Below are 19,486 nucleotides of genomic sequence, written 5' to 3' on the forward strand. Positions count from 1 at the left end.
ATTTGTGGGAATTTGTGGTTTTCAGGTGGAGAAGAGTAGCAGGCCGTGTTCTTTGGTGAAACCGCCATCAACCTCGACGCGAAGGGCCGCATGGCGCTTCCGACGCGTTACCGCGAGGATCTCGAAGCGGCCTGCGGCAATCGCCTTGTGCTCACTTATTCCGCCTTCGACGCCGGTTGTCTGTGGCTGTACCCGGAGCCGGAGTGGGAGCGTGTCCGTGAGCAGGTGATGTCCCTGTCTACTTTCAATGCCAGTCACCGCAGTCTGCAGCGGCGGCTGGTGGGTTCGGCGACTCAGCTTGAGCCCGACGGCAATTCCCGACTGCTTCTGCCGGTCACGCTCAGACAGGTGGCCGGGCTGGACAAGCGCGTGGTGTTCATGGGCATGGGCCAGCGCTTCGAAATCTGGAACGAGGACGTTCTGAACCAGCGCCGTATCGAGGAAGAAAAGGAGATCCAGGAACAGGCTTCCTCCGAAATGGCGCAACTGGTTCTCTAGGCCGATGGCTGAGAGAACCCGACATGTGCCGGTGCTCTTGCAGCCGGCGCTCGACGCATTGGAGGTGCGACCCGATGGCATTTATGTCGACGGCACCTACGGCAGGGGCGGGCACAGCAGCGCGATTCTTGCGCGCCTGGGCGCGAATGGTCGGCTCGTGGCCATCGATCGCGATCCGGATGCGGTGGCCGATGCCACCCGGCGATTCACCGGGGATGATCGGGTCACGGTCCATCGGGCCAGTTTCGCCGATATCGGTCGAGTCGCCCGTGACCTGGATATTCACGGCCGTGTCAGCGGCCTGTTGCTGGATGTCGGGGTGTCGTCGCCACAACTGGACGACGCCGAAAGAGGTTTCAGCTTTCGCGAGGATGGCCCGCTGGACATGCGGATGGACCCGGAATCGGGCGAGTCGGCCGCCGCCTGGCTGGCACGTGCCGCGGAGGACGAGATCGCCCGGGTAATTAAGGAATACGGCGAAGAGCGATTTGCACGGCGAATCGCCAGGAGCATCGTGATGGCCAGAGCAGAGCAGTCGATAGAGCGAACCGCCGAACTCGCTGCCATCGTTGCCCGGGCAGCGGGACCCACTCCCGCTGACCGCCATCCGGCGACGCGCACTTTCCAGGCCATTCGTATTCACATCAATGGCGAACTCAGCCAGCTTGAGCAGGCCCTCGAATCCGGTATCGATATCCTCGAGCCGGGTGGGCGCTTCGTGGTGATCAGTTTCCATTCCCTGGAGGATCGCCTGGTCAAGCGGGCCTTCCGGGCGGCCGCCCGGCCTCCCGCGGCCAGTCGCCGCGCTCCGGTCGCACCCAGTTTCACGCCGCGTCTGAAGCTGATCGGTTCGCTGATCCGTCCCGATAACGACGAAGAACAGACCAACCCCAGGGCCAGAAGCGCCCGCATGCGGGTGGCCGAGCGATTGCCCGAGGTGACGTCGTGATCCGCTGGCTGGCATTCGTGATCCTGCTGGCCGCGCTTCTGGCCAGCGCGGTCGGCGTGGTGGCCATGCGTCACGAGGCGCGTCAGCAGTTTGTTGCCTTGCAACAGGCCGAGGCGGCGCGCGACGAGCAGCAGGTCGAATGGAGCCGCCTGCAACTTGAACAGGCCTGGCTGGCCGAGTCCGGGCGCATCGAGCGCGCGGCGCGCGAGCGCCTGGACATGCAGAGCCCTGACCATGTGGGCGTGCTGGTGGAGGGTCGATGATGTACTCCTCCGATGCCGTTCAGGGAACCGTGCGGTTGTGGCTGCTGGCCGGCCTGATGGTCGTGGTCGCGGTGTTGCTGCTGGGGCGGGCGGTCAAGTTGCAGGTCATGGAAGCCGAATTCCTGCAAAGCCAGGGCGAGGCACGTTATCTGCGCCAGGTTTCCATTCCCACGGTGCGCGGCAACATCGTCGATCGCAACGGCGAGCCGCTGGCCGTGTCGACGCCGGTCGAGTCGGTCTGGGCGCATCCGGGCGAGCTGTTGCAGGTCGCTGATCGCATTCCCGAACTGGCCGATCTGCTCGGTGCCAGCCCCGAGGACCTTGAGCGCCGTCTCACCCAGCGTGCCGGGCGCGAGTTCGTGTGGCTCAGGCGGCGAGTCAATCCCGATCTGGCCGAGCAGGTCCGCGACCTCCAGGTGCCGGGTGTCTTCCTGCAGCGCGAGTATCGGCGCTTCTACCCCACCGGTGAGGTCAGTGCCCAGGTGGTGGGTTTTACCAATATCGACGATGTCGGCCAGGAGGGCCTGGAACTGGCCTACAACAGCTGGTTGCAGGGCGAACCCGGCGCCAAGCGGGTCATCAAGGATCGGCTTGGACGCGTGGTTCAGGATATCGAGCTGGTGCGAGAAGCCCGTCCGGGGCGCGATCTCCGGCTGACCCTGGACCGGCGCCTGCAATACCTGGCCTTCCGCGAACTCAAGTCCACCGTGGCCGAGCACGGCGCACGTTCGGGCAGTGTCGTAGTGATGGATGTGGCCACCGGCGAAGTGCTGGCCATGGTCAATTATCCCTCATACAACCCCAATGCCTCCGGGCGCGTCAGTTCCGAAGGGCTTCGCAATCGTGCGCTGACCGACGTGTTCGAGCCTGGTTCCCTGATCAAACCGTTTGCCGTGGCCGCGGCCATGGAAGCGGGTATTGCCAACCGCGAGATGCAGATCGATACCAGCCCCGGAACCATGCGAGTGTCGGGCCACACCATCCGTGACGTGCGCGATTTCGGCGAGTTGAGCGTCGAAGGCCTGCTGGCCAAGTCGTCAAACGTGGGCGTGGTCCAACTGGTGCTGTCGATGGATGCCCGGCATCTGTGGGGGGTTTATTCGCGTTTTGGATTTGGTTCGGTGGCCGGAACCGGGTTTCCGGGCGAATCGGCCGGCGTGCTGCGGGACTATGAACGCTGGCGCAAGCTTGAACAGGCAACCCTGGCCTACGGTTACGGCATGTCGGTCACGCCCCTGCAGCTGACACGAGCGGTTGCCGCGATTGCCGACGGCGGTCGCCTGCGTCAGCCCACCCTGATCTCGGGCACCGACAATCCGCCCCACTCCGTGCTGGATCCGCAGCTGGCCGAGGAGCTCGGCGCCATGCTCGAAAGCACCGTGGCGCCGGGTGGTACCGGCACCGCAGCCGCGGTACAGGGCTATCGCACGGCCGGCAAGACGGGTACATCGCGCAAGCTCGATGCCGGCGGTTACAGCGATCGCTACATTGCCAGCTTCGCCGGCTTCGCGCCGGCCTCGCGTCCGAAGCTGGCGGCCGTGGTGGTCATCAACGATCCGGCCGGCGACCAGTATTACGGCGGCCAGGTGGCCGCACCGCTGTTTGGTCGTGTCATGGAAGCGGGTCTGCGGCTGTTCAATGTGCCCCCGGATGATCTAGGCACCCTGGTGACCCAGGTGGAGTTCATGCCATGACCGGCAAGCTGACGCTCCGTGCACTTCTTGAAGGCCTGGTGCCGGATTACGCCGGGCCCGATTGTCCGGTTTCCGGTCTGGTGCTTGATTCGCGCAAGGTTCGGGCCGGTGATGTCTTCGTGGCCATCGGCGGAACCGCCGGTCACGGTCTGGATTACGTGGACTCAGCGCTTCGGGCCGGTTGCGCGGCGATCCTTCACGATGGTGGCGGATCAACGCCGGATTGCCCCGAAGTGCCGGTGGTCGAGGTGCATCAGCTGGGTCGGCAACTGGATGTTCTGGCGCGGCGCATGTGGGGCGATCCGGGTCGTGACCTTGACCTGGTCGCGGTCACCGGTACGAACGGCAAGTCCTCCGTGGCCTGGCTGCTCGCCCAGGCACTGGACGGTGCCATGATCGGCACCCTGGGTGTTGGTCGACCCGGTGAGCACCTTCCGGCCGACATGACCACGCCCGATCTGTTTACGCTCTACCGCGAACTGGCCCGACTGCGGGATTCGGGTCTGCGCACGGTGGTGCTGGAAGCCTCTTCGCACGCGCTGGACCAGGGACGACTGGCCGGTCTGTGTTTTACCAGTGTCATCTTTACCACCCTGGGTCATGATCACCTGGACTACCATGCCGACCGAAACGCCTACGCCGAGGCCAAGGCACGGCTGTTCACCGACTTTGTCAGCCAGCGCCAGTTGATCAACCTCGATGACTTGTTTGGACGTGAGCTGGCCGGTCGCCTGGCCGGACCGGGTTGCATTGGCTACAGCCGGACCGATCAGGCCGATGCCAGCGTTCGGGTTGACGCCTTCACCTCCAGCAGCGAAGGACTCAGTGCTCGATTGTGGCTCGACCAGCAGGTCCTGGAAGTGCGTAGCTGCCTGATCGGGCAGGTCAACCTCTGGAATCTGATGGTGGTGGCGGCCGAGCTGGCCGAGCGTGGGCGCTCACTGCCTGACATTGCCGAGCAAATTTCCAGGCTGATGCCAGTGCCGGGACGAATGCAGCCGGTGCGAGACGGTGATGGTCGCCTGGCCGTCATCGATTATGCCCATACCCCGGATGCGCTGGACAATGCCCTGGTCAGCCTGCGCGAGCTGACCCGGGGTGAACTGTGGTGCGTGTTTGGCTGCGGCGGCAACCGCGATTCGGCCAAACGCGACCGCATGGGGCGCATCGCCGAGGGCCGCGCCGACCATGTCGTGCTGACCGATGACAACCCGCGCCATGAAGATGGCCTGGCCATCATCCGCGACATTCAGGCGGGCATGCAGCGTCCTGAGCGCAGCATCGTCATTCGCGACCGGGCGCGCGCCATACACAAGGCATTGAGCGATTGCGCTGCCGATGATGTAGTGCTGATTGCCGGCAAGGGCCATGAGACCGAGCAGGTCATCGGCGATCAACGCCTGCCATTTGACGATGCAGTCTGTGCCAGGCAGGCCCTGGAGGCCTTGCCATGCTGAAGTTCTCGCTCAAGCGCCTGGCAGGACTGATCGGCGGGCATGCCACCGGCAATGGCACCGAGATTGTCGGGATGACGCATGATTCCCGGAGGGTCCGGCCAGGCAATCTGTTCTGTGCTTTGCCGGGGCAACGGGTCGACGGGCATGATTTCGTGACCACGGCAGCCGATGCCGGGGCCGCGGCAGCGCTGGTCACGCGGGAACTGGATATCGCCCTGCCGCAACTGGTGGTCGACGATGTACTCGAGGCCATGGGCCACATTGCATCGGCCTGGCGCGAGCAGCTTCCGGTTACGGTGATCGCGGTGACCGGGTCGAATGGCAAGACCACGGTCAAGGAAATGCTGGCCGCCATCCTGAGCCGTCATGACCCGACACTGGCAACGGCCGGAAACTATAACAACGAGATTGGCGTTCCCCTGACACTGGCCAGCATTTCCGATGAGCACCGTTATGCGGTCATCGAAATGGGAGCAAGCCGACCTGGTGATATTGCCTACCTGTGCAGGATGGCCCGGCCTGAAATCGGTGTGCTCACCAATGCCGCATCCGCCCACCTGGAAGGTTTCGGCAGTCTTGACGGCGTGGCCGAAACCAAGGGCGAGCTGTTCCGTTCGCTCTCCCCCTCGGGCCTGGCGGTGATCAATGCCGACGATGCCTATTGTGGAAAGTGGCAGGAAATGGCCGCGCATTGCCGCAGTATCACGTTCGGTACCGCGAGTCACGCCCTGGTCTGTGGCCGACGGCGGGGAGAAAGAATCGAGGTCACGACCCCGGTCGGCCAGTTCGAGTATCGCCCGCGGCTGCCCGGGCATCACAACATGATGAATGCGCTCGCCGCCGCGGCGGTGGCGGTCACGCTGGATATTCCCTTGCCGGATATCGCCTCGGCGCTGGGAGAGCTCGCCGGTGTGCCAGGCAGGCTGCAGCTTCATCACCACCCGGCTGGCTGGACCCTGATTGACGATTCCTACAACGCCAACCCGGCCTCACTGCGCGCCGGGTTGCAGGTGCTGGCCGAGCAGCCGGGTGAACGCTGGCTGGTGCTGGGCGACATGGCGGAACTCGGATCCGATGCCGCCCGCATGCATGCCGATGTCGGGCGCGAAGCGGTCGATATGGGCGTCGATCGGCTGTTTGCCGTAGGTGAGCTGGCCCGTCACAGCGTGGCCGCCTTTGGTCAGGGCGCCACGCATTTCGAGGATCGGGAAGCCCTGGCTTCGGCGCTGGCTGCTGAACTGCATGCCGGCGTGCACTGCCTGGTCAAGGGATCGCGCTCCATGGAAATGGAACACATTGTCCGGTCGCTGATCGGGGAGGCTGCCTGATGCTGCTGTGGCTTTTCGAGGAATGGCTGGCGCGGGATGTCGCGCTGTTCGGGTTCATTACCTTCCGCACCATCATGGCGGCGATGACGGCCATGGCGGTATCGCTGGTGATCGGACCGTATTTCATCCGCCACATGGTCGAGCGCCAGATCGGCCAGCCGATTCGCGATCTGGGGCCCGACAGTCACCTGTCCAAGGCCGGCACCCCGACCATGGGCGGAACCATGATCCTGATTGCGCTGGTCATCAGCACGCTGCTGTGGGCCGATCTGGCCAATCGCTACGTGTGGACCGTGCTGTTTGTCACCCTTGCATTCGGGGCCATCGGTTTTGTCGACGACTTTCTCAAGCTCAAGTACCGCGACAGTGCGGGCCTGTCGGCCCGAACCAAGTACCTGGCACAATCGCTGGCGGCCATTGGCGTCGCCCTGTTTCTCTACTACACCTCCGATGTCTCGGCCAACACCCAGTTGTTCGTGCCGTTCTTTAAAGACATCGCCATTCCGCTGGGCTTTGCCGGCTTTATCGTGCTGACCTATTTCGTGGTCGTCGGCACGTCCAACGCGGTCAACCTGACCGATGGTCTGGACGGGCTGGCCATCATGCCGGCTGTGTTCGTGGCCGTGGGGCTGGGGATCTTCGCTTATGCCACCGGCAACACGGTGTTCGCCGAGTATCTGGGCATGCCCTTTATCCCCGGAGCCGGTGAACTGGCCATCTTCTGCTCGGCGATGGCCGGGGCGGGCCTGGGTTTTCTCTGGTTCAACACCTACCCGGCCCAGGTCTTCATGGGCGATGTCGGTGCCCTGGCCGTGGGCGCGGCCCTGGGGCTGATTGCCGTCATCGTGCGCCAGGAAATCGTGTTCGTGGTCATGGCCGGCATCTTCGTGATCGAGACGCTGTCGGTGATTCTCCAGGTGGCCTCGTTCAAGCTCACCGGGCGGCGGATTTTCCGTATGGCCCCGATTCACCATCATTTCGAGCTCAAGGGCTGGCCCGAGCCGAAAGTGATTGTGCGTTTCTGGATCATTGCCGTGATGCTGGTGCTCGCGGCCCTGGCAACGATGAAGGTGCGGTAGGGCAATGAGCAGCGCGATCTCACGCAGGCAGGCACGACGCTCGGGCGAGATCCCCGCCGGTGTCGACCTGGATGCGGGCCTGGTGTTGAGCACCGTGGGGCTGCTGGGTATCGGCGTGGTCATGGTGGCGTCGACTTCGATGGCCGTGGCCGAAAGCTATGCAGTCTCCGGCTGGCACTTCATCGCCCGCCACATCATCTATATCGGACTGGGCATTGCCGCGGCCGGGCTGTTCCGCTTTGTCGGTACACGTCATCTGCAAGCGCTCGCGCCGCTGTGCTTTCCCCTGGCCGTGGTGCTGCTGCTGCTGCCTTTTATTCCGGGTCTGGGCCACGAGGTCAATGGCTCGCTGCGCTGGATCGATTTGGGTTTCACGCGCTTTCAGGTGGTCGAGGCGGTCAAGCTGATTCTGATCGTGTTCGTGGCCGGCTATCTGGCCCGTCGACCCGAGCTGGGACGCGGCCGCTTTCTGGAGATCATCAAGCCGCTGCTGGTTGTCGGCCTGCTGTCGATCATTCTGCTTCGCCAGCCCGACATGGGCTCGGCGGTCATCCTGGTGGCCATCACCGGCGGCATGATCTGGCTGGCCGGGGCCGCCTGGAAGCACCTGTTCGTGCTTGGTCTGGGCAGCGTGCCGCTGTTGACCTTCGCGGCCCTGGAGCCCTACCGCTTTCAGCGGGTCATGACTTTCGTCGACCCCTGGGCCGACCCTTTCAACAGCGGATTCCAGCTCACCCAGGCCCTGATTGCAGTCGGTCGAGGCCAGATTACCGGTGTCGGGATGGGTGCCAGTGTGCAGAAACTCTATTACCTGCCCGAGGCGCACACGGATTTCATCTTCGCGGTGCTGGCCGAAGAATTCGGGCTGATCGGCATTGTGCTGGTCATGGTCCTGTTCGCGGTGCTGATCGGCCGGATCTTCGCCATTGGTCTGAAGGCCCGGGCGATGGAGCGGCCATTCGCGGCTTTCCTGGTCTGGGGCGTGGGTTTGTGGATCGGTTTTCAGGCGCTGGTTTCCATGGGCGTCAACCTGGGCATGCTGCCCACCAAGGGGCTGACCCTGCCCTTGATCTCGGCCGGCGGCAGCAGCCTGATCATGACCCTGATCGGAATCGGGCTGGTGTTGCGGGTGCACTGGGAGTTGAGTGTGGCGCAGCGCCAGACACCGCGTCGTCGCAGGGGGTGGCAGGTATGAGCAGCCCCATGGTGATGATCATGGCTGGAGGCACCGGCGGGCATATTTTCCCGGGGCTGGCCGTGGCCGAAGAGCTCAAGGGCAGCGGTGCGGCCGTGACCTGGCTGGGCACCGCGGCCGGACTGGAAAGCCGCCTGGTGCCCGAACGTGGCATCGCCCTGGAACGTATTACGATTGGTGGATTGCGCGGTCGCGGGCTGGCCGGCTGGTTGCTGGCGCCCTGGCGCGTGATGCGGGCGGTATGGCAGGCCCGTGCCATCCTCAGGCGTCATCGCCCCGCCTGCGTGCTGAGCATGGGCGGATACGTGGCCGGTCCCGGCGCGCTGGCAGCGCGCCTGATGGGTATCCCCCTGGTCATCCACGAGCAGAATGCCATCGCCGGACTGACCAACCGCCTTCTGCGTCCGCTGGCCCGGCGTGTAATGACCGGCTTTCCCGATACCCTGCGCGGCGGCGAGCATGTCGGCAACCCGGTTCGTGCAGATATCGTCGCCATGGCCCCGCCGGCCGAGCGTATGGCTGGCCGCACCGGCCCGCTTCGACTGCTCGTGGTGGGCGGTAGTCAGGGTGCGGCGGTCTTTTCCGAGCAGGTGCCCGAAGCGTTGGCCGACATGCCACCGTCAGCCCGACCTGTCGTAGTGCACCAGGCCGGACGCCAGTATGAACAGACCCGCAGTGCCTATGAGCGCCTTGGCGTCGAGGGCGAGATACACGAGTTCATTGAAGACATGGCCACCGCTCTGGGCCAGGCTGATCTGGCCCTGTGCCGATCCGGCGCCTTGACGGTCTCCGAACTGTCGGCTGCCGGGGTGGCATCCATCCTGGTGCCGTTTCCTCATGCCGTCGACGATCATCAGACGGCCAATGCCCGCTTCCTGTCCGATGCCGATGCCGCCTGGCTGTTGCCGCAGGCGGAACTGGATGCCGGGAAGCTGTCGGGCTTGCTGAGCGAGATGAGCCGCGAGAGGCTCATGGCAATGGCCGCCCGGGCCCGTAATAAAGCCCGCACGGATGCAGCCGAGCAGGTTGCCCGGGCCTGCCTGGAGGTGGCGCGATGAAGGTCAACGAGCCCATGCGCAGCCTGATGCACCGAGTGCGCCAGATTCATTTCGTCGGCATTGGTGGTGCCGGCATGAGCGGTATTGCCGAGGTGCTCATCAATCTCGGCTTTGCCGTCAGCGGTTCCGATCTGCAGGCGTCCGACGCAACCCGCCGGCTGGCCCGGCTGGGCGCAACCATTCACACAGGCCATGCCGGTCAGCATCTGGGCGCGGCCGACGTGGTGGTGGTTTCCGGCGCGGTGCCTGAGGACAATCCGGAGGTGCTGGCGGCACGCGAACGCCGCTTGCCGGTCGTGGCCCGGGCCGAAATGCTGGGTGAGTTGATGCGTTTCCGGCACGGCATTGCCGTGGCCGGCACGCATGGCAAAACCACGACCACTTCACTGGTGGCCAGCCTGCTGGCCGAAGGCGGCCTGGATCCGACCTTTATTGTCGGTGGCCTGGTCAATGCATTCGGATCCAGCGCACGCCTGGGGCAGGGCCGTTACCTGGTCGCCGAAGCCGATGAGTCCGATGGCTCTTTCCTCAAGCTGCAGCCGGTCATTTCGGTGGTGACCAACATCGACCGCGATCATCTCGATGCCTATCAGGGCAGTTTCGATCAGTTGCAGCGCGCCTTTCTGGAGTTTCTCCATCACCTGCCGTTCTTTGGCGTGGCCGTGTTGTGCACGGACGACGCCCACGTCGCCGAGCTGGTGCCGGAAGTCGGGCGGACCGTGGTGACCTACGGCCTCGACGAGGAAGCCGACGTGCATGCCAGCGACCTGCGCCAGGAAGGCCGTCGCATGTCCTTTGATCTTTGGCTGCCCGGCGCCGGGGCCGCCTTGCCCGTCGGCCTGTCGCAACCGGGCCGGCACAATGTGCTCAATGCCATCGGCGCGGCCGCAGTGGCCTGGGAGCTGGGCCTGGACCCGCAGTCGATCGCGCGCGGCCTCGACGGTTTTGGCGGCATCGGTCGTCGGTTCGCCGAAATCGGAACGCTCGATATTCAGGGCAAGCAGGTGCAGGCCTTCGAGGACTACGGTCACCACCCGACCGAACTCGATGCCGTCATTCGTGCTGCCCGCAGCGGCTGGCCGCAACGCCGGCTGGTGCTGTTTTTCCAGCCCCACCGCTACACCCGCACACGCGATCAGTTCGAAGAGTTCGCGCGCGTGCTGGCCGAGGTCGATGTGCTGGTGCTCGGCGATATCTATCCGGCCGGAGAACAGCCCCTGGCCGGTATTGATGCCGACAGTCTCGCCCGCGCCGTGAAGCGGCGCGGAGAGTTGCCATTGGAACGAATCGGCGGTGTTGCCGAAGCACCCGATGCCCTGGCCGAGGTGCTGGAAGATGGCGACCTGCTGCTGGTCATGGGCGCCGGCGATGTCGGCCGGCTGGGCGCGTTGTTGCGTGAGCGTTACACAAGGGAGGCCTCATGAGCGGCGATCGCGATCCCCGGAAGTTCGGGCACGTGGCCCTGGTCATCGGCGGCGACAGCGCCGAGCGCGAAGTTTCCCTGCGTGGGGGGCGTGCCGTGACCGCCGCGCTGGAGCGCCTGGGTATCCAGTTCAGCGTGGTCGACGGAGCCCGTCGCCTGCTGGAGCAGGTGGCTGCCGGCCACTATGACCGGGTATTCAATCTGCTGCACGGACGGGATGGCGAAGATGGCGCCCTGCAGGGCGCGCTGCGCATCTACGGCGTACCGGTGACCGGCTCGGGCGTGCTCGCCTCGGCCCTGACCATGGACAAGCTGCAAAGCAAGCGGGTCTGGAAAGCCTGTGGCCTGCCGACCCCGCCCTGGCAGGAAGCCCGTTCGGCTGACGAGGCCAGTGCCATAGCCGCGGCACTGCCACCCCCCTGGTTTGTCAAGCCGGCGCGCGAGGGCTCGAGCATCGGCATGAGTCGGGTCGATACAGTCGACGCGCTGGGCCCGGCCATAGAGCAGGCACTGTCGTTCGACGATCTCGTGCTGGTCGAACAGTTGATCCAGGGCGCCGAGTACACCGCGGCGATTCTTGATGCCACGGTGCTGCCCCTGATCGAGCTTGAGACCCCGCGCGAGTTCTACGACTACGAGGCCAAATACGAGTCTGGCGACACCCGCTATCGCTGTCCCAGCGGCTTGCCGTCGACTACCGAAACCGAGCTGGCCAAACTGTGCCTGCAGGCATTCGAGGTGCTGGGAACGACCGGCTGGGGCCGGGTCGATCTGATGGTCGACCGCAGCGGCCAGCCGTGGCTGCTGGAAGTCAATACCACACCGGGCATGACCGACCACTCGCTGATGCCAATGGCCGCGCAGGCGGCAGGCATCGGTTTCGACGAGCTGGTCTGGCGCATTCTCGACACGAGCAGGAGCCGCTGATGCGACCGACCTGGATAGCCACCGCGGTACTGGCCGGCCTGATTGCCCTGCTTGCCTTGTGGCTGCGCGCCGGCGTGGTGGGCGGTCAGCAGTGGTCGATTGACTGGCTGGATGTGGAAGGGGACCTGAGCCGCACCAGCAGCGACCAGGTCCGCGCAGCGGTGATCGGGGAGGCCGGCAAGGGATTTTTCGCCGCCGACCTGCAACAGGTGCGGGCTGCGGTCGAGGCACTGCCCTGGGTGGCGCAGGCCGAGGTCTCGCGGCAATGGCCGGACGCGCTCAGCATCCGGGTCGTCGAGCACCGGCCCCTGGCGCGCTGGAACGACAGCGGGCTGTTCAGTGATCGTGGCGAGGTCTTCCGGGTCGATGGCAGCGACGGCATGCAGGGGCTGGCTCGGCTGCATGGCCCGGAAAACCGGCGCCGGGAAGTGCTCGACACCTGGCTCGAGATGCGTCGTGCGCTGGCCGACATCGGCCAGGACATCGAACGGCTGGCCGTCGATGAACGCGGTGCCTGGCAAGCAGAACTCGGCAACGGCGTGACACTGGTATTGGGTCGAGAGTCCATGCACGAGCGGCTGGAACGTTATATCGGAGTTCATCCCGCGCTCAGCGGCAGGGAGCGGCGCGCGCGCGTGGTCGACTTGCGCTACACCAACGGCCTGGCAGTGCGCTGGGCTGGCGAATCAACTGGAGAACAGGCAGATCATGGCTAAGCGGCCGGAAAAATCACTGGTGGTCGGGCTGGATATCGGCACGAGCAAGATCGTGGCCATCGTCGGCGAGGTGCAGCCCGACGGCCAGGTCGAGGTGATCGGACTGGGCACGCACCCGTCGCGCGGGCTCAAGCGCGGCGTGGTGGTGGATATCGAGTCAACCGAGCAGTCCATTCAGCGGGCCGTCGAGGAGGCCGAGCTGATGGCCGACTGCGAAATCCACTCGGTGTTTGCCGGCATTGCCGGCAACCATATCAGTTCGCTGAACTCGCACGGCGCCGTGGCGATTCGCGACAAGGAGGTCACCGACGGTGATGTCGAGCGCGTGCTCGAATCGGCCCGTGCGGTCGCCATACCGGCCGACCAGCGCATCCTGCACGTGCTGCCCCAGGAATATGTTATCGATTCCACCGACGGCATTCGCCAGCCAGTGGGTATGTCGGGCGTTCGCCTGGAGGCCCGAGTCCACCTGGTCACCGCCGCGGTCAGCGCGGTGCAGAACGTGACTAAGTGCGTGGCGCGCTGCGGCCTGCAGGTCGATGACCTGATCCTGCAGCAGCTCGCCTCCAGCTACGCCGTTTTGAGCGACGACGAAAAGGACCTGGGCATCGGGCTGGTCGATATCGGCGCCGGCACCACGGACATTGCCGTGTTTACCGAGGGCGCGATTCGCTACACCGCCTGCATCCCGATTGCCGGCGACCTGGTCACCAACGATATTGCCGTGGCACTGCGCACACCGACGGTGCATGCCGAGGAAATCAAGATCAAGTATGCCTGCGCGCTAGAGCAGCTGGCCAGCTCCGACGAGACCATCCAGGTGCCCAGCGTGGGTGATCGCCCGCCCCGGCGGCTGGAGCGCCAGACTCTGGCCCAGGTGGTCGAGGCGCGTTATCGAGAACTGTTCAACCATGTCCACAAGCAACTGCGCCAGTCCGGTTTCGAATCGATGATTCCGGCCGGCCTTGTGCTGACCGGGGGCGGCTCGAAGATGGAGGGCGTAGTCGAGTTGGCCGAGGAAATCCTGCACATGCCGGTGCGCCTTGGCGCTCCACAGCATGTCACCGGCTTGAGCGAAGTTGTCAACAACCAGATTCACGCCACCGGAGTCGGGCTGCTGATTTACGGCAGCCGCATGGACACACCGCGCCATGGTGGCTTCGGACGCGGTGGAGAAAGTCTCTGGAACCGAATCAGAAACTGGTTCCAGGGGGAGTTTTGAGGTCGATGTACCTCGACAAGGCAGGGGCCGGCGCAAAGCGTCCGCAAGAAGGCGCGCGCCGTGTTCCCGATTTTTCAAACGAGTTGATCGTTATGGCGAGTGAAAAGGAGAGACTGACATGCCTTTTGAAGTAATTGAAAACTACACACCCGGTGCAACCATCAAGGTTGTGGGTATCGGCGGAGGCGGCGGCAATGCCGTCAACCAGATGGTCGAGTCGGCCATCGAGGGCGTGGACTTCATCTGCGTCAACACTGATTCACAGGCGCTGCGGAATTTTTCCGGAAAGACCACGCTGCAGATCGGATCGAGCGTGACCAAGGGCCTTGGAGCAGGCGCCAATCCGGAGGTCGGCCGTCAGGCCGCGCTGGAAGACCGCGACCGCATTGGCGAAATGCTCGATGGCTGCGACATGGTGTTCCTGACCGCCGGCATGGGCGGCGGCACCGGAACCGGTGCCATTCCCGTGGTCGCCCAGACCGCCAAGGAAATGGGCATACTGACGGTGGCCGTGGTCACCCGGCCCTTCCCGTTCGAGGGGCAGCGCCGCATGGCGGTGGCCCAGCAGGGTCTGGACGAACTGGCCCATCACGTCGATTCGCTCATTACCATCCCCAACGCCAAGCTGCTGAGCGTGCTGGGTTCGGAAGTGACCCTGCTTGATGCCTTCAAATCTGCCAACCAGGTACTGTCGGGCGCGGTGCAGGGTATTGCCGAACTGATCACCCGTCCGGGCCTGATCAATGTCGACTTCGCCGACGTACGCACGGTCATGAGCGAAATGGGCATGGCCATGATGGGCGCCGGCTCGGCCCGCGGCGAGGATCGTGCCTTGATGGCGGCGCAGGCGGCCATCGGCTCGCCGCTGCTCGAGGATGTCGATCTCAATGGTGCCTGCGGCATTCTGGTCAACGTCACTGCCGGCATGAACCTGAGCATGAAGGAGTTCGAGGAGGTCGGAACCACGGTTGCCGACCTGGCCAGTGACGATGCCACGGTGGTCATGGGTACCGTGATCGATCCCGACATGACCGACGATCTGCGCGTCACGGTGGTGGCCACCGGTCTGGGCGAGAAGCGCCCCAAGCGCGAGGAGAAACCCGTCAAGCTGGTGCGTACCGGGACCGATAACGAGCCCTTCACGGCCACCGGAGACGAGTCCGACAGCGGCAAGGAAGTCGAGGATCGCGGCGACAACCGCAAGCTCTTTGGTGAGCAGAAGGAACTCGACTACCTGGATATCCCGGCCTTTCTCAGGAATCAGGCCGACTGATCCGGGCCGGACGGGCAGGTCGGATGACAGGTCGGAACATCGGCCGGCAACGCCTCGTACTCGCCATCGGGGCGTTGTCGGCCGGTGGGTGACGCTGGTATGACAATAGATGTTGCATCGTTGCAACAGGTGTGGTCAAAAACACGAAAAAGTGCTTTTTTGCCACGGTTTGCTGTGCTAGACTGCGCAGCATCTACCAGCAATTGACCAGAAAGTGATCAAACAACGAACGCTGAAGAACGTCATACGAGCCACCGGCGTGGGCATGCATACCGGGGAGAAGGTGCTCATGACCCTGCGCCCGGCGCCGGCCAACACCGGTATCGTCTTCCGCCGTGTCGATCTCGATCCGGTGGCCAGTCTCAAGGCCGACCCCTACAGTGTCGGCGACACCGCCCTGTCGACCACCATGGTCAATGCCGATGGCGTGCGCGTGGCCACCATCGAGCACCTGATGTCGGCGCTGGCCGGGCTGGGCATCGACAATCTTTACGTCGATCTCAGCGCCTCCGAGGTGCCGATCATGGATGGCAGCGCCGGCCCGTTCGCCTTTCTGATCCAGTCGGCCGGCATTGCCGAGCAGAACGCGCCCAAGCGTTTCATCCGGATTCTCAAGCCGGTGGAAGTGCATGACGGCGATCGCTGGGTTCGTTTCGATCCGCATGAGGGGTTCCGGGTTCGCTTTGCCATAGAGTTCGATCATCCGGTCATCCGGTCCCATTCCTGCAAGGCTGATCTGGACTTCTCCACCACCTCTTATCTCAAGGAAGTGGCGCGGGCGCGGACCTTCGGCTTCATGCGCGACATCGAGTACCTGCGCCAGCGCAACCTGGTGCTCGGCGGCAGTCTCGACAACGCGGTGGTGCTCGATGACTACCGGGTGCTCAACGAGCATGGGCTTCGCTACGATGACGAGTTCGTCAAGCACAAGGTGCTCGACGCCATCGGCGATCTCTACCTGCTCGGCCGCAACCCCATCGGTACCTTCATCGGCCACAAGTCGGGCCATGAACTCAATAACCAGCTCGTGCGCACCCTGCTGGCCGATCAGACGGCCTGGGAAGAAGTGACCTTCGAGCAGGATGAGCCGGCCCCGATTTCCTATGTTCAGCCAGCCCAGGCAGTCTGAACACCTCCAATAACAAGATCACTTCATCAGTGACCCTTGCTTGAACCCCGGCCTCCGTGTCGGGGTCTTTTTTGGAACAGCAACGGCTCAACGGGCCATGGACTCGACCACAATCACGCGAGTTTGCTCCAGTGGCTCCGGGAGTTGCCGATTGACGGTCTCGAGCACGGAGTCGGCGAGCAGGCGGGCCCGGCTTGCCCAGGCGGGACTGCCCGCAGCCAGCACCAGGCAACGTCCTTCGATGCAGGCCACGCGAATGTGGCCGCGCGCCGGTTCCGGAAGGGTCGGCTGGACAAGGCGGTCGAGGCGGTCGAACAGCCGGCCGGCCTCGATCAGCTTCTGCAGCCGCCGGTCGGCGCTGGCGACCTGTTCCAGGTTCCTTTCGGGCTTGTCTTCCATGCCGGCATGATAACCGCAAGCCGGCTCACGCCCCATGCCATTCACGCTACAATGCCCTGCTGTCCTTGCAGCCGTAGGGGCATGTCCCCATCTTCAACAGTCTGCCAGCGTAAACACAACAAGACGGATTCCGTATGCTGAAAGCCCTGATCACCAAGATCGTCGGCAGCCGCAACGAGCGGTTGATCAAGCGCCTGCACAAGGATGTAGAGGCGATCAATGCGCTCGAGCCCGAGTTCCAGAACCTTTCCGACGACGACCTGCGCGAATGTACAGTGCGCTTGCGCCAACGCCATGCCGATGGCGAGAGCCTGGATGAGCTTCTGCCCGAAGCGTTTGCGGCGGTGCGGGAGGCGTCCGTAAGAACCCTGGGGCTGCGTCACTACGACGTCCAGCTCATTGGCGGCATGGTGCTGCACCAGGGCAAGATCGCGGAAATGAAGACCGGGGAGGGCAAGACCCTGGTCGCTACCCTGGCAGTCTATCTCAACGCCATCGCCGATCAGGGCGTGCACGTGGTGACCGTCAATGATTACCTGGCACGACGAGACGCGGAGTGGATGAAGCCAATCTACGACGCGCTGGGGCTGAGCGTGGGAGTGTCCGTGCCCGGCATGACGCCGGATGCCAAGCGCGAGGCCTACGCCGCCGACGTGACCTACGGCACCAACAATGAGTTCGGCTTCGACTACCTGCGCGACAACATGGCCTTCTCGCTCGAGCAGCGCGTGCAGCGCGGTCGGAGCTTTGCCATCGTCGACGAGGTCGACTCGATCCTGATCGACGAGGCGAGAACGCCGCTGATTATTTCCGGGCCGACCGACGAAGGACCGGATATCTACGTCAAGATGAACCGGATCGTGCCGGGTCTGCAGCCGCAGGAAACCGAGGACGGCCCGGGCGATTTCACCATCGATGAGAAGACCAAGCAGGTCTATCTGACCGAAGAGGGGATGGCCAAGACCGAGCACCTGCTGGCCGAGGCCGGCATGATCGAGGCTGACGACAGCCTCTACAACGCCCACAACCTCGGGCTGATGCACGCCCTGAACGCCTCGCTGCGAGCTCATCACCTGTTTTCTCGCGATGTCGACTACATCGTGCAGGATGGTGAAGTCGTCATTGTTGACGAGTTCACCGGCCGGACACTGCACGGCCGACGCTGGTCGGAGGGGCTGCACCAGGCCGTTGAGGCCAAGGAAGGCGTACCCATTCAGCGCGAGAACCAGACCCTGGCCTCGATCACCTTCCAGAACTTTTTCCGCCTCTACGAGAAATTGGCCGGCATGACCGGCACGGCCGATACCGAGGCCTATGAGTTCCAGACCATCTACGGGCTGGAAGTTGTCGTCATTCCCACGCACAAGCCCATGGTTCGCGACGACCGACCCGACCTGGTCTACCGGACCAAGCAGGAGAAGTTCGATGCCATCGTGTCCGACATCAAGGAGCGGGTGGCCAATGGCCAGCCCGTGCTGGTCGGCACGACCTCGATCGAGAACTCCGAGTTGATTTCGAACGAGCTGAAGAAATACAAGATTCACCACGAGGTGCTCAACGCCAAGCAGCACGAACGCGAGGCCACCATCATTGCCCAGGCCGGTCGGCCGGGTGCGGTCACCATTGCCACCAACATGGCCGGTCGTGGTACCGACATCGTGCTGGGGGGCAACCTCGATGCCGAACTGGCCGAGCTGGGCGAGGATGCCAGCGAAGAGCAACGCAACAAGGTGCGTGAAGACTGGAAGAAGCGCCACGAGACCGTGATCGAAGCCGGGGGGCTGCATATCATCGGCACCGAGCGCCACGAGTCGCGGCGTATCGACAACCAGTTGCGGGGTCGTGCCGGACGCCAGGGCGATCCGGGTTCGAGCCGCTTCTACCTGTCGCTGGATGACAACCTCATGCGCATTTTCGCTTCCGAGCGCATGGGCAACATGATGCAGAAGCTGGGCATGAAGGATGGCGAGGCCATCGAGCACCCCTGGGTGACCCGGGCCATCGAAAACGCCCAGCGTAAGGTCGAGGCCCACAACTTCGATATCCGCAAGCACCTGCTGGACTTCGATGATGTGGCCAACGACCAGCGCCGCGTCATCTACACCCAGCGCAACGAACTGATGGAAGCCGATGACATCAAGGACACCATTGATGGCATTCGCGAGGAAACCTTCGATCATCTCATCAGCCAGTTCATTCCGCCTGAATCCATCGACGAGATGTGGGATCCGGAAGGCCTGGAGCGTGCGCTGGAGGGCGACTTCGGCATCGAGGTGCCGATTCGCCAGTGGCTGGACGAAGACGACGACCTTGACGAAGCGGGGTTGCGCGAGCGCATCATGGAAGCGGTCGAGGCGCACTACCAGGCCAAGGAAGACATGACCGGCTCGGATGTCATGCGCCAGTTCGAGAAAGCGCTGATGCTCAGTGTGCTCGATCAGCAGTGGAAGGAGCACCTGGCGAGCATGGATTACCTGCGCCGTGGCATCAATCTGCGCGCGTTCGCCCAGAAGAAGCCGCAGCAGGAGTTCAAGCGCGAAGGCTTCGAGATGTTCACCGCCATGCTCGACACGATGAAGCATGAGGTGATGAAAGCACTGGCGCGGGTACGCGTGCGCAGCGAGGACGACGTGGAAGCGGTCGATCAGCAGCGCCGTCGTGAAGTGCCCATGCAGTTTCAGCATGCCGAGGCCCAGTCGGCCACCGCGGGCGGTGCCCGGGGCGAGGCGGACGCGCGTGGCCAGCAAGGCGGCAGCCTCAAGCCCGACACCTATGTGCGTGACGGGCGCAAGGTTGGGCGCAATGAACCCTGTCCCTGCGGCTCGGGCAAGAAGTACAAGCAATGTCACGGCAGGCTGAGCTGACCGCACGCGCGC

General features: G+C 64.0%; 17 protein-coding genes. 16 read left to right on the forward strand and 1 reads right to left on the reverse strand.

The window, feature by feature from the left end:
• The first annotated feature begins 45 nt into the window (after positions 1-45).
• From mraZ to lpxC, 15 genes are all read left to right on the forward strand, one after another.
• Positions 46-498, forward strand: a complete 453-nt coding sequence (mraZ, locus tag IC757_RS03285) for a division/cell wall cluster transcriptional repressor MraZ (protein WP_190975971.1) — start codon at positions 46-48, stop codon at positions 496-498.
• A gap of 4 nt (positions 499-502) precedes the next feature.
• On the forward strand, positions 503-1,447 hold the full coding sequence (gene rsmH, locus IC757_RS03290) for a 16S rRNA (cytosine(1402)-N(4))-methyltransferase RsmH (protein WP_190975972.1): 945 nt from the start codon (positions 503-505) through the stop codon (positions 1,445-1,447).
• Complete coding sequence (ftsL, locus tag IC757_RS03295; RefSeq protein ID WP_223846233.1) at positions 1,444-1,710, forward strand: cell division protein FtsL; 267 nt, start codon at positions 1,444-1,446, stop codon at positions 1,708-1,710. Before rsmH ends, ftsL begins: the two co-directional genes overlap by 4 nt.
• Complete coding sequence (locus IC757_RS03300) at positions 1,707-3,404, forward strand: peptidoglycan D,D-transpeptidase FtsI family protein (RefSeq protein WP_223846234.1); 1,698 nt, start codon at positions 1,707-1,709, stop codon at positions 3,402-3,404. The genes ftsL and IC757_RS03300 overlap by 4 nt, the downstream gene beginning before the upstream one ends.
• Positions 3,401-4,861 carry a UDP-N-acetylmuramoyl-L-alanyl-D-glutamate--2,6-diaminopimelate ligase gene (locus IC757_RS03305; RefSeq protein WP_190975973.1) on the forward strand — a complete coding sequence of 487 codons (1,461 nt, stop codon included), beginning with the start codon at positions 3,401-3,403 and terminating at the stop codon, positions 4,859-4,861. Before IC757_RS03300 ends, IC757_RS03305 begins: the two co-directional genes overlap by 4 nt.
• Positions 4,855-6,189 carry a UDP-N-acetylmuramoyl-tripeptide--D-alanyl-D-alanine ligase gene (locus tag IC757_RS03310; RefSeq protein ID WP_190975974.1) on the forward strand — a complete coding sequence of 445 codons (1,335 nt, stop codon included), beginning with the start codon at positions 4,855-4,857 and terminating at the stop codon, positions 6,187-6,189. Before IC757_RS03305 ends, IC757_RS03310 begins: the two co-directional genes overlap by 7 nt.
• Entirely contained in the window at positions 6,189-7,268 is a 1,080-nt protein-coding gene (gene mraY / locus IC757_RS03315; protein WP_190975975.1) for a phospho-N-acetylmuramoyl-pentapeptide-transferase, read from the forward strand. Before IC757_RS03310 ends, mraY begins: the two co-directional genes overlap by 1 nt.
• A gap of 4 nt (positions 7,269-7,272) precedes the next feature.
• The gene (gene ftsW, locus IC757_RS03320) at positions 7,273-8,463 is read left to right on the forward strand and encodes a putative lipid II flippase FtsW (RefSeq protein WP_190975976.1); all 1,191 of its coding nucleotides are present in this window, start codon (positions 7,273-7,275) and stop codon (positions 8,461-8,463) included.
• The gene (murG, locus tag IC757_RS03325) at positions 8,460-9,521 is read left to right on the forward strand and encodes an undecaprenyldiphospho-muramoylpentapeptide beta-N-acetylglucosaminyltransferase (protein ID WP_223846235.1); all 1,062 of its coding nucleotides are present in this window, start codon (positions 8,460-8,462) and stop codon (positions 9,519-9,521) included. The genes ftsW and murG overlap by 4 nt, the downstream gene beginning before the upstream one ends.
• On the forward strand, positions 9,518-10,945 hold the full coding sequence (murC, locus tag IC757_RS03330) for a UDP-N-acetylmuramate--L-alanine ligase (RefSeq protein ID WP_223846236.1): 1,428 nt from the start codon (positions 9,518-9,520) through the stop codon (positions 10,943-10,945). The genes murG and murC overlap by 4 nt, the downstream gene beginning before the upstream one ends.
• Positions 10,942-11,871: a D-alanine--D-alanine ligase gene (locus IC757_RS03335; protein ID WP_190975977.1), complete on the forward strand. Its 930-nt coding sequence runs from the start codon at positions 10,942-10,944 to the stop codon at positions 11,869-11,871. The genes murC and IC757_RS03335 overlap by 4 nt, the downstream gene beginning before the upstream one ends.
• On the forward strand, positions 11,871-12,587 hold the full coding sequence (locus IC757_RS03340; RefSeq protein ID WP_190975978.1) for a cell division protein FtsQ/DivIB: 717 nt from the start codon (positions 11,871-11,873) through the stop codon (positions 12,585-12,587). Before IC757_RS03335 ends, IC757_RS03340 begins: the two co-directional genes overlap by 1 nt.
• Complete coding sequence (gene ftsA / locus IC757_RS03345; RefSeq protein WP_190975979.1) at positions 12,580-13,809, forward strand: cell division protein FtsA; 1,230 nt, start codon at positions 12,580-12,582, stop codon at positions 13,807-13,809. The genes IC757_RS03340 and ftsA overlap by 8 nt, the downstream gene beginning before the upstream one ends.
• Before the next feature lie 118 nt (positions 13,810-13,927).
• On the forward strand, positions 13,928-15,082 hold the full coding sequence (gene ftsZ / locus IC757_RS03350; RefSeq protein WP_190975980.1) for a cell division protein FtsZ: 1,155 nt from the start codon (positions 13,928-13,930) through the stop codon (positions 15,080-15,082).
• A gap of 214 nt (positions 15,083-15,296) precedes the next feature.
• Complete coding sequence (gene lpxC, locus IC757_RS03355; protein ID WP_190975981.1) at positions 15,297-16,211, forward strand: UDP-3-O-acyl-N-acetylglucosamine deacetylase; 915 nt, start codon at positions 15,297-15,299, stop codon at positions 16,209-16,211.
• An 87-nt stretch (positions 16,212-16,298) separates the two neighbouring features.
• Here the strand turns inward: lpxC and IC757_RS03360 are convergent, their stop codons facing one another.
• On the reverse strand, positions 16,299-16,610 hold the full coding sequence (locus IC757_RS03360) for a DciA family protein (protein WP_190975982.1): 312 nt from the start codon (positions 16,608-16,610) through the stop codon (positions 16,299-16,301).
• A 134-nt stretch (positions 16,611-16,744) separates the two neighbouring features.
• Here IC757_RS03360 and secA point away from each other — a divergent pair, with 134 nt between their 5' ends.
• Complete coding sequence (gene secA, locus IC757_RS03365; RefSeq protein WP_190975983.1) at positions 16,745-19,474, forward strand: preprotein translocase subunit SecA; 2,730 nt, start codon at positions 16,745-16,747, stop codon at positions 19,472-19,474.
• Positions 19,475-19,486 lie beyond the last annotated feature (12 nt).

Origin of the sequence: Wenzhouxiangella sp. AB-CW3, from assembly GCF_014725735.1 — a bacterium.
In the GTDB taxonomy this organism is placed as follows: Bacteria; Pseudomonadota; Gammaproteobacteria; order Xanthomonadales; family Wenzhouxiangellaceae; genus Wenzhouxiangella.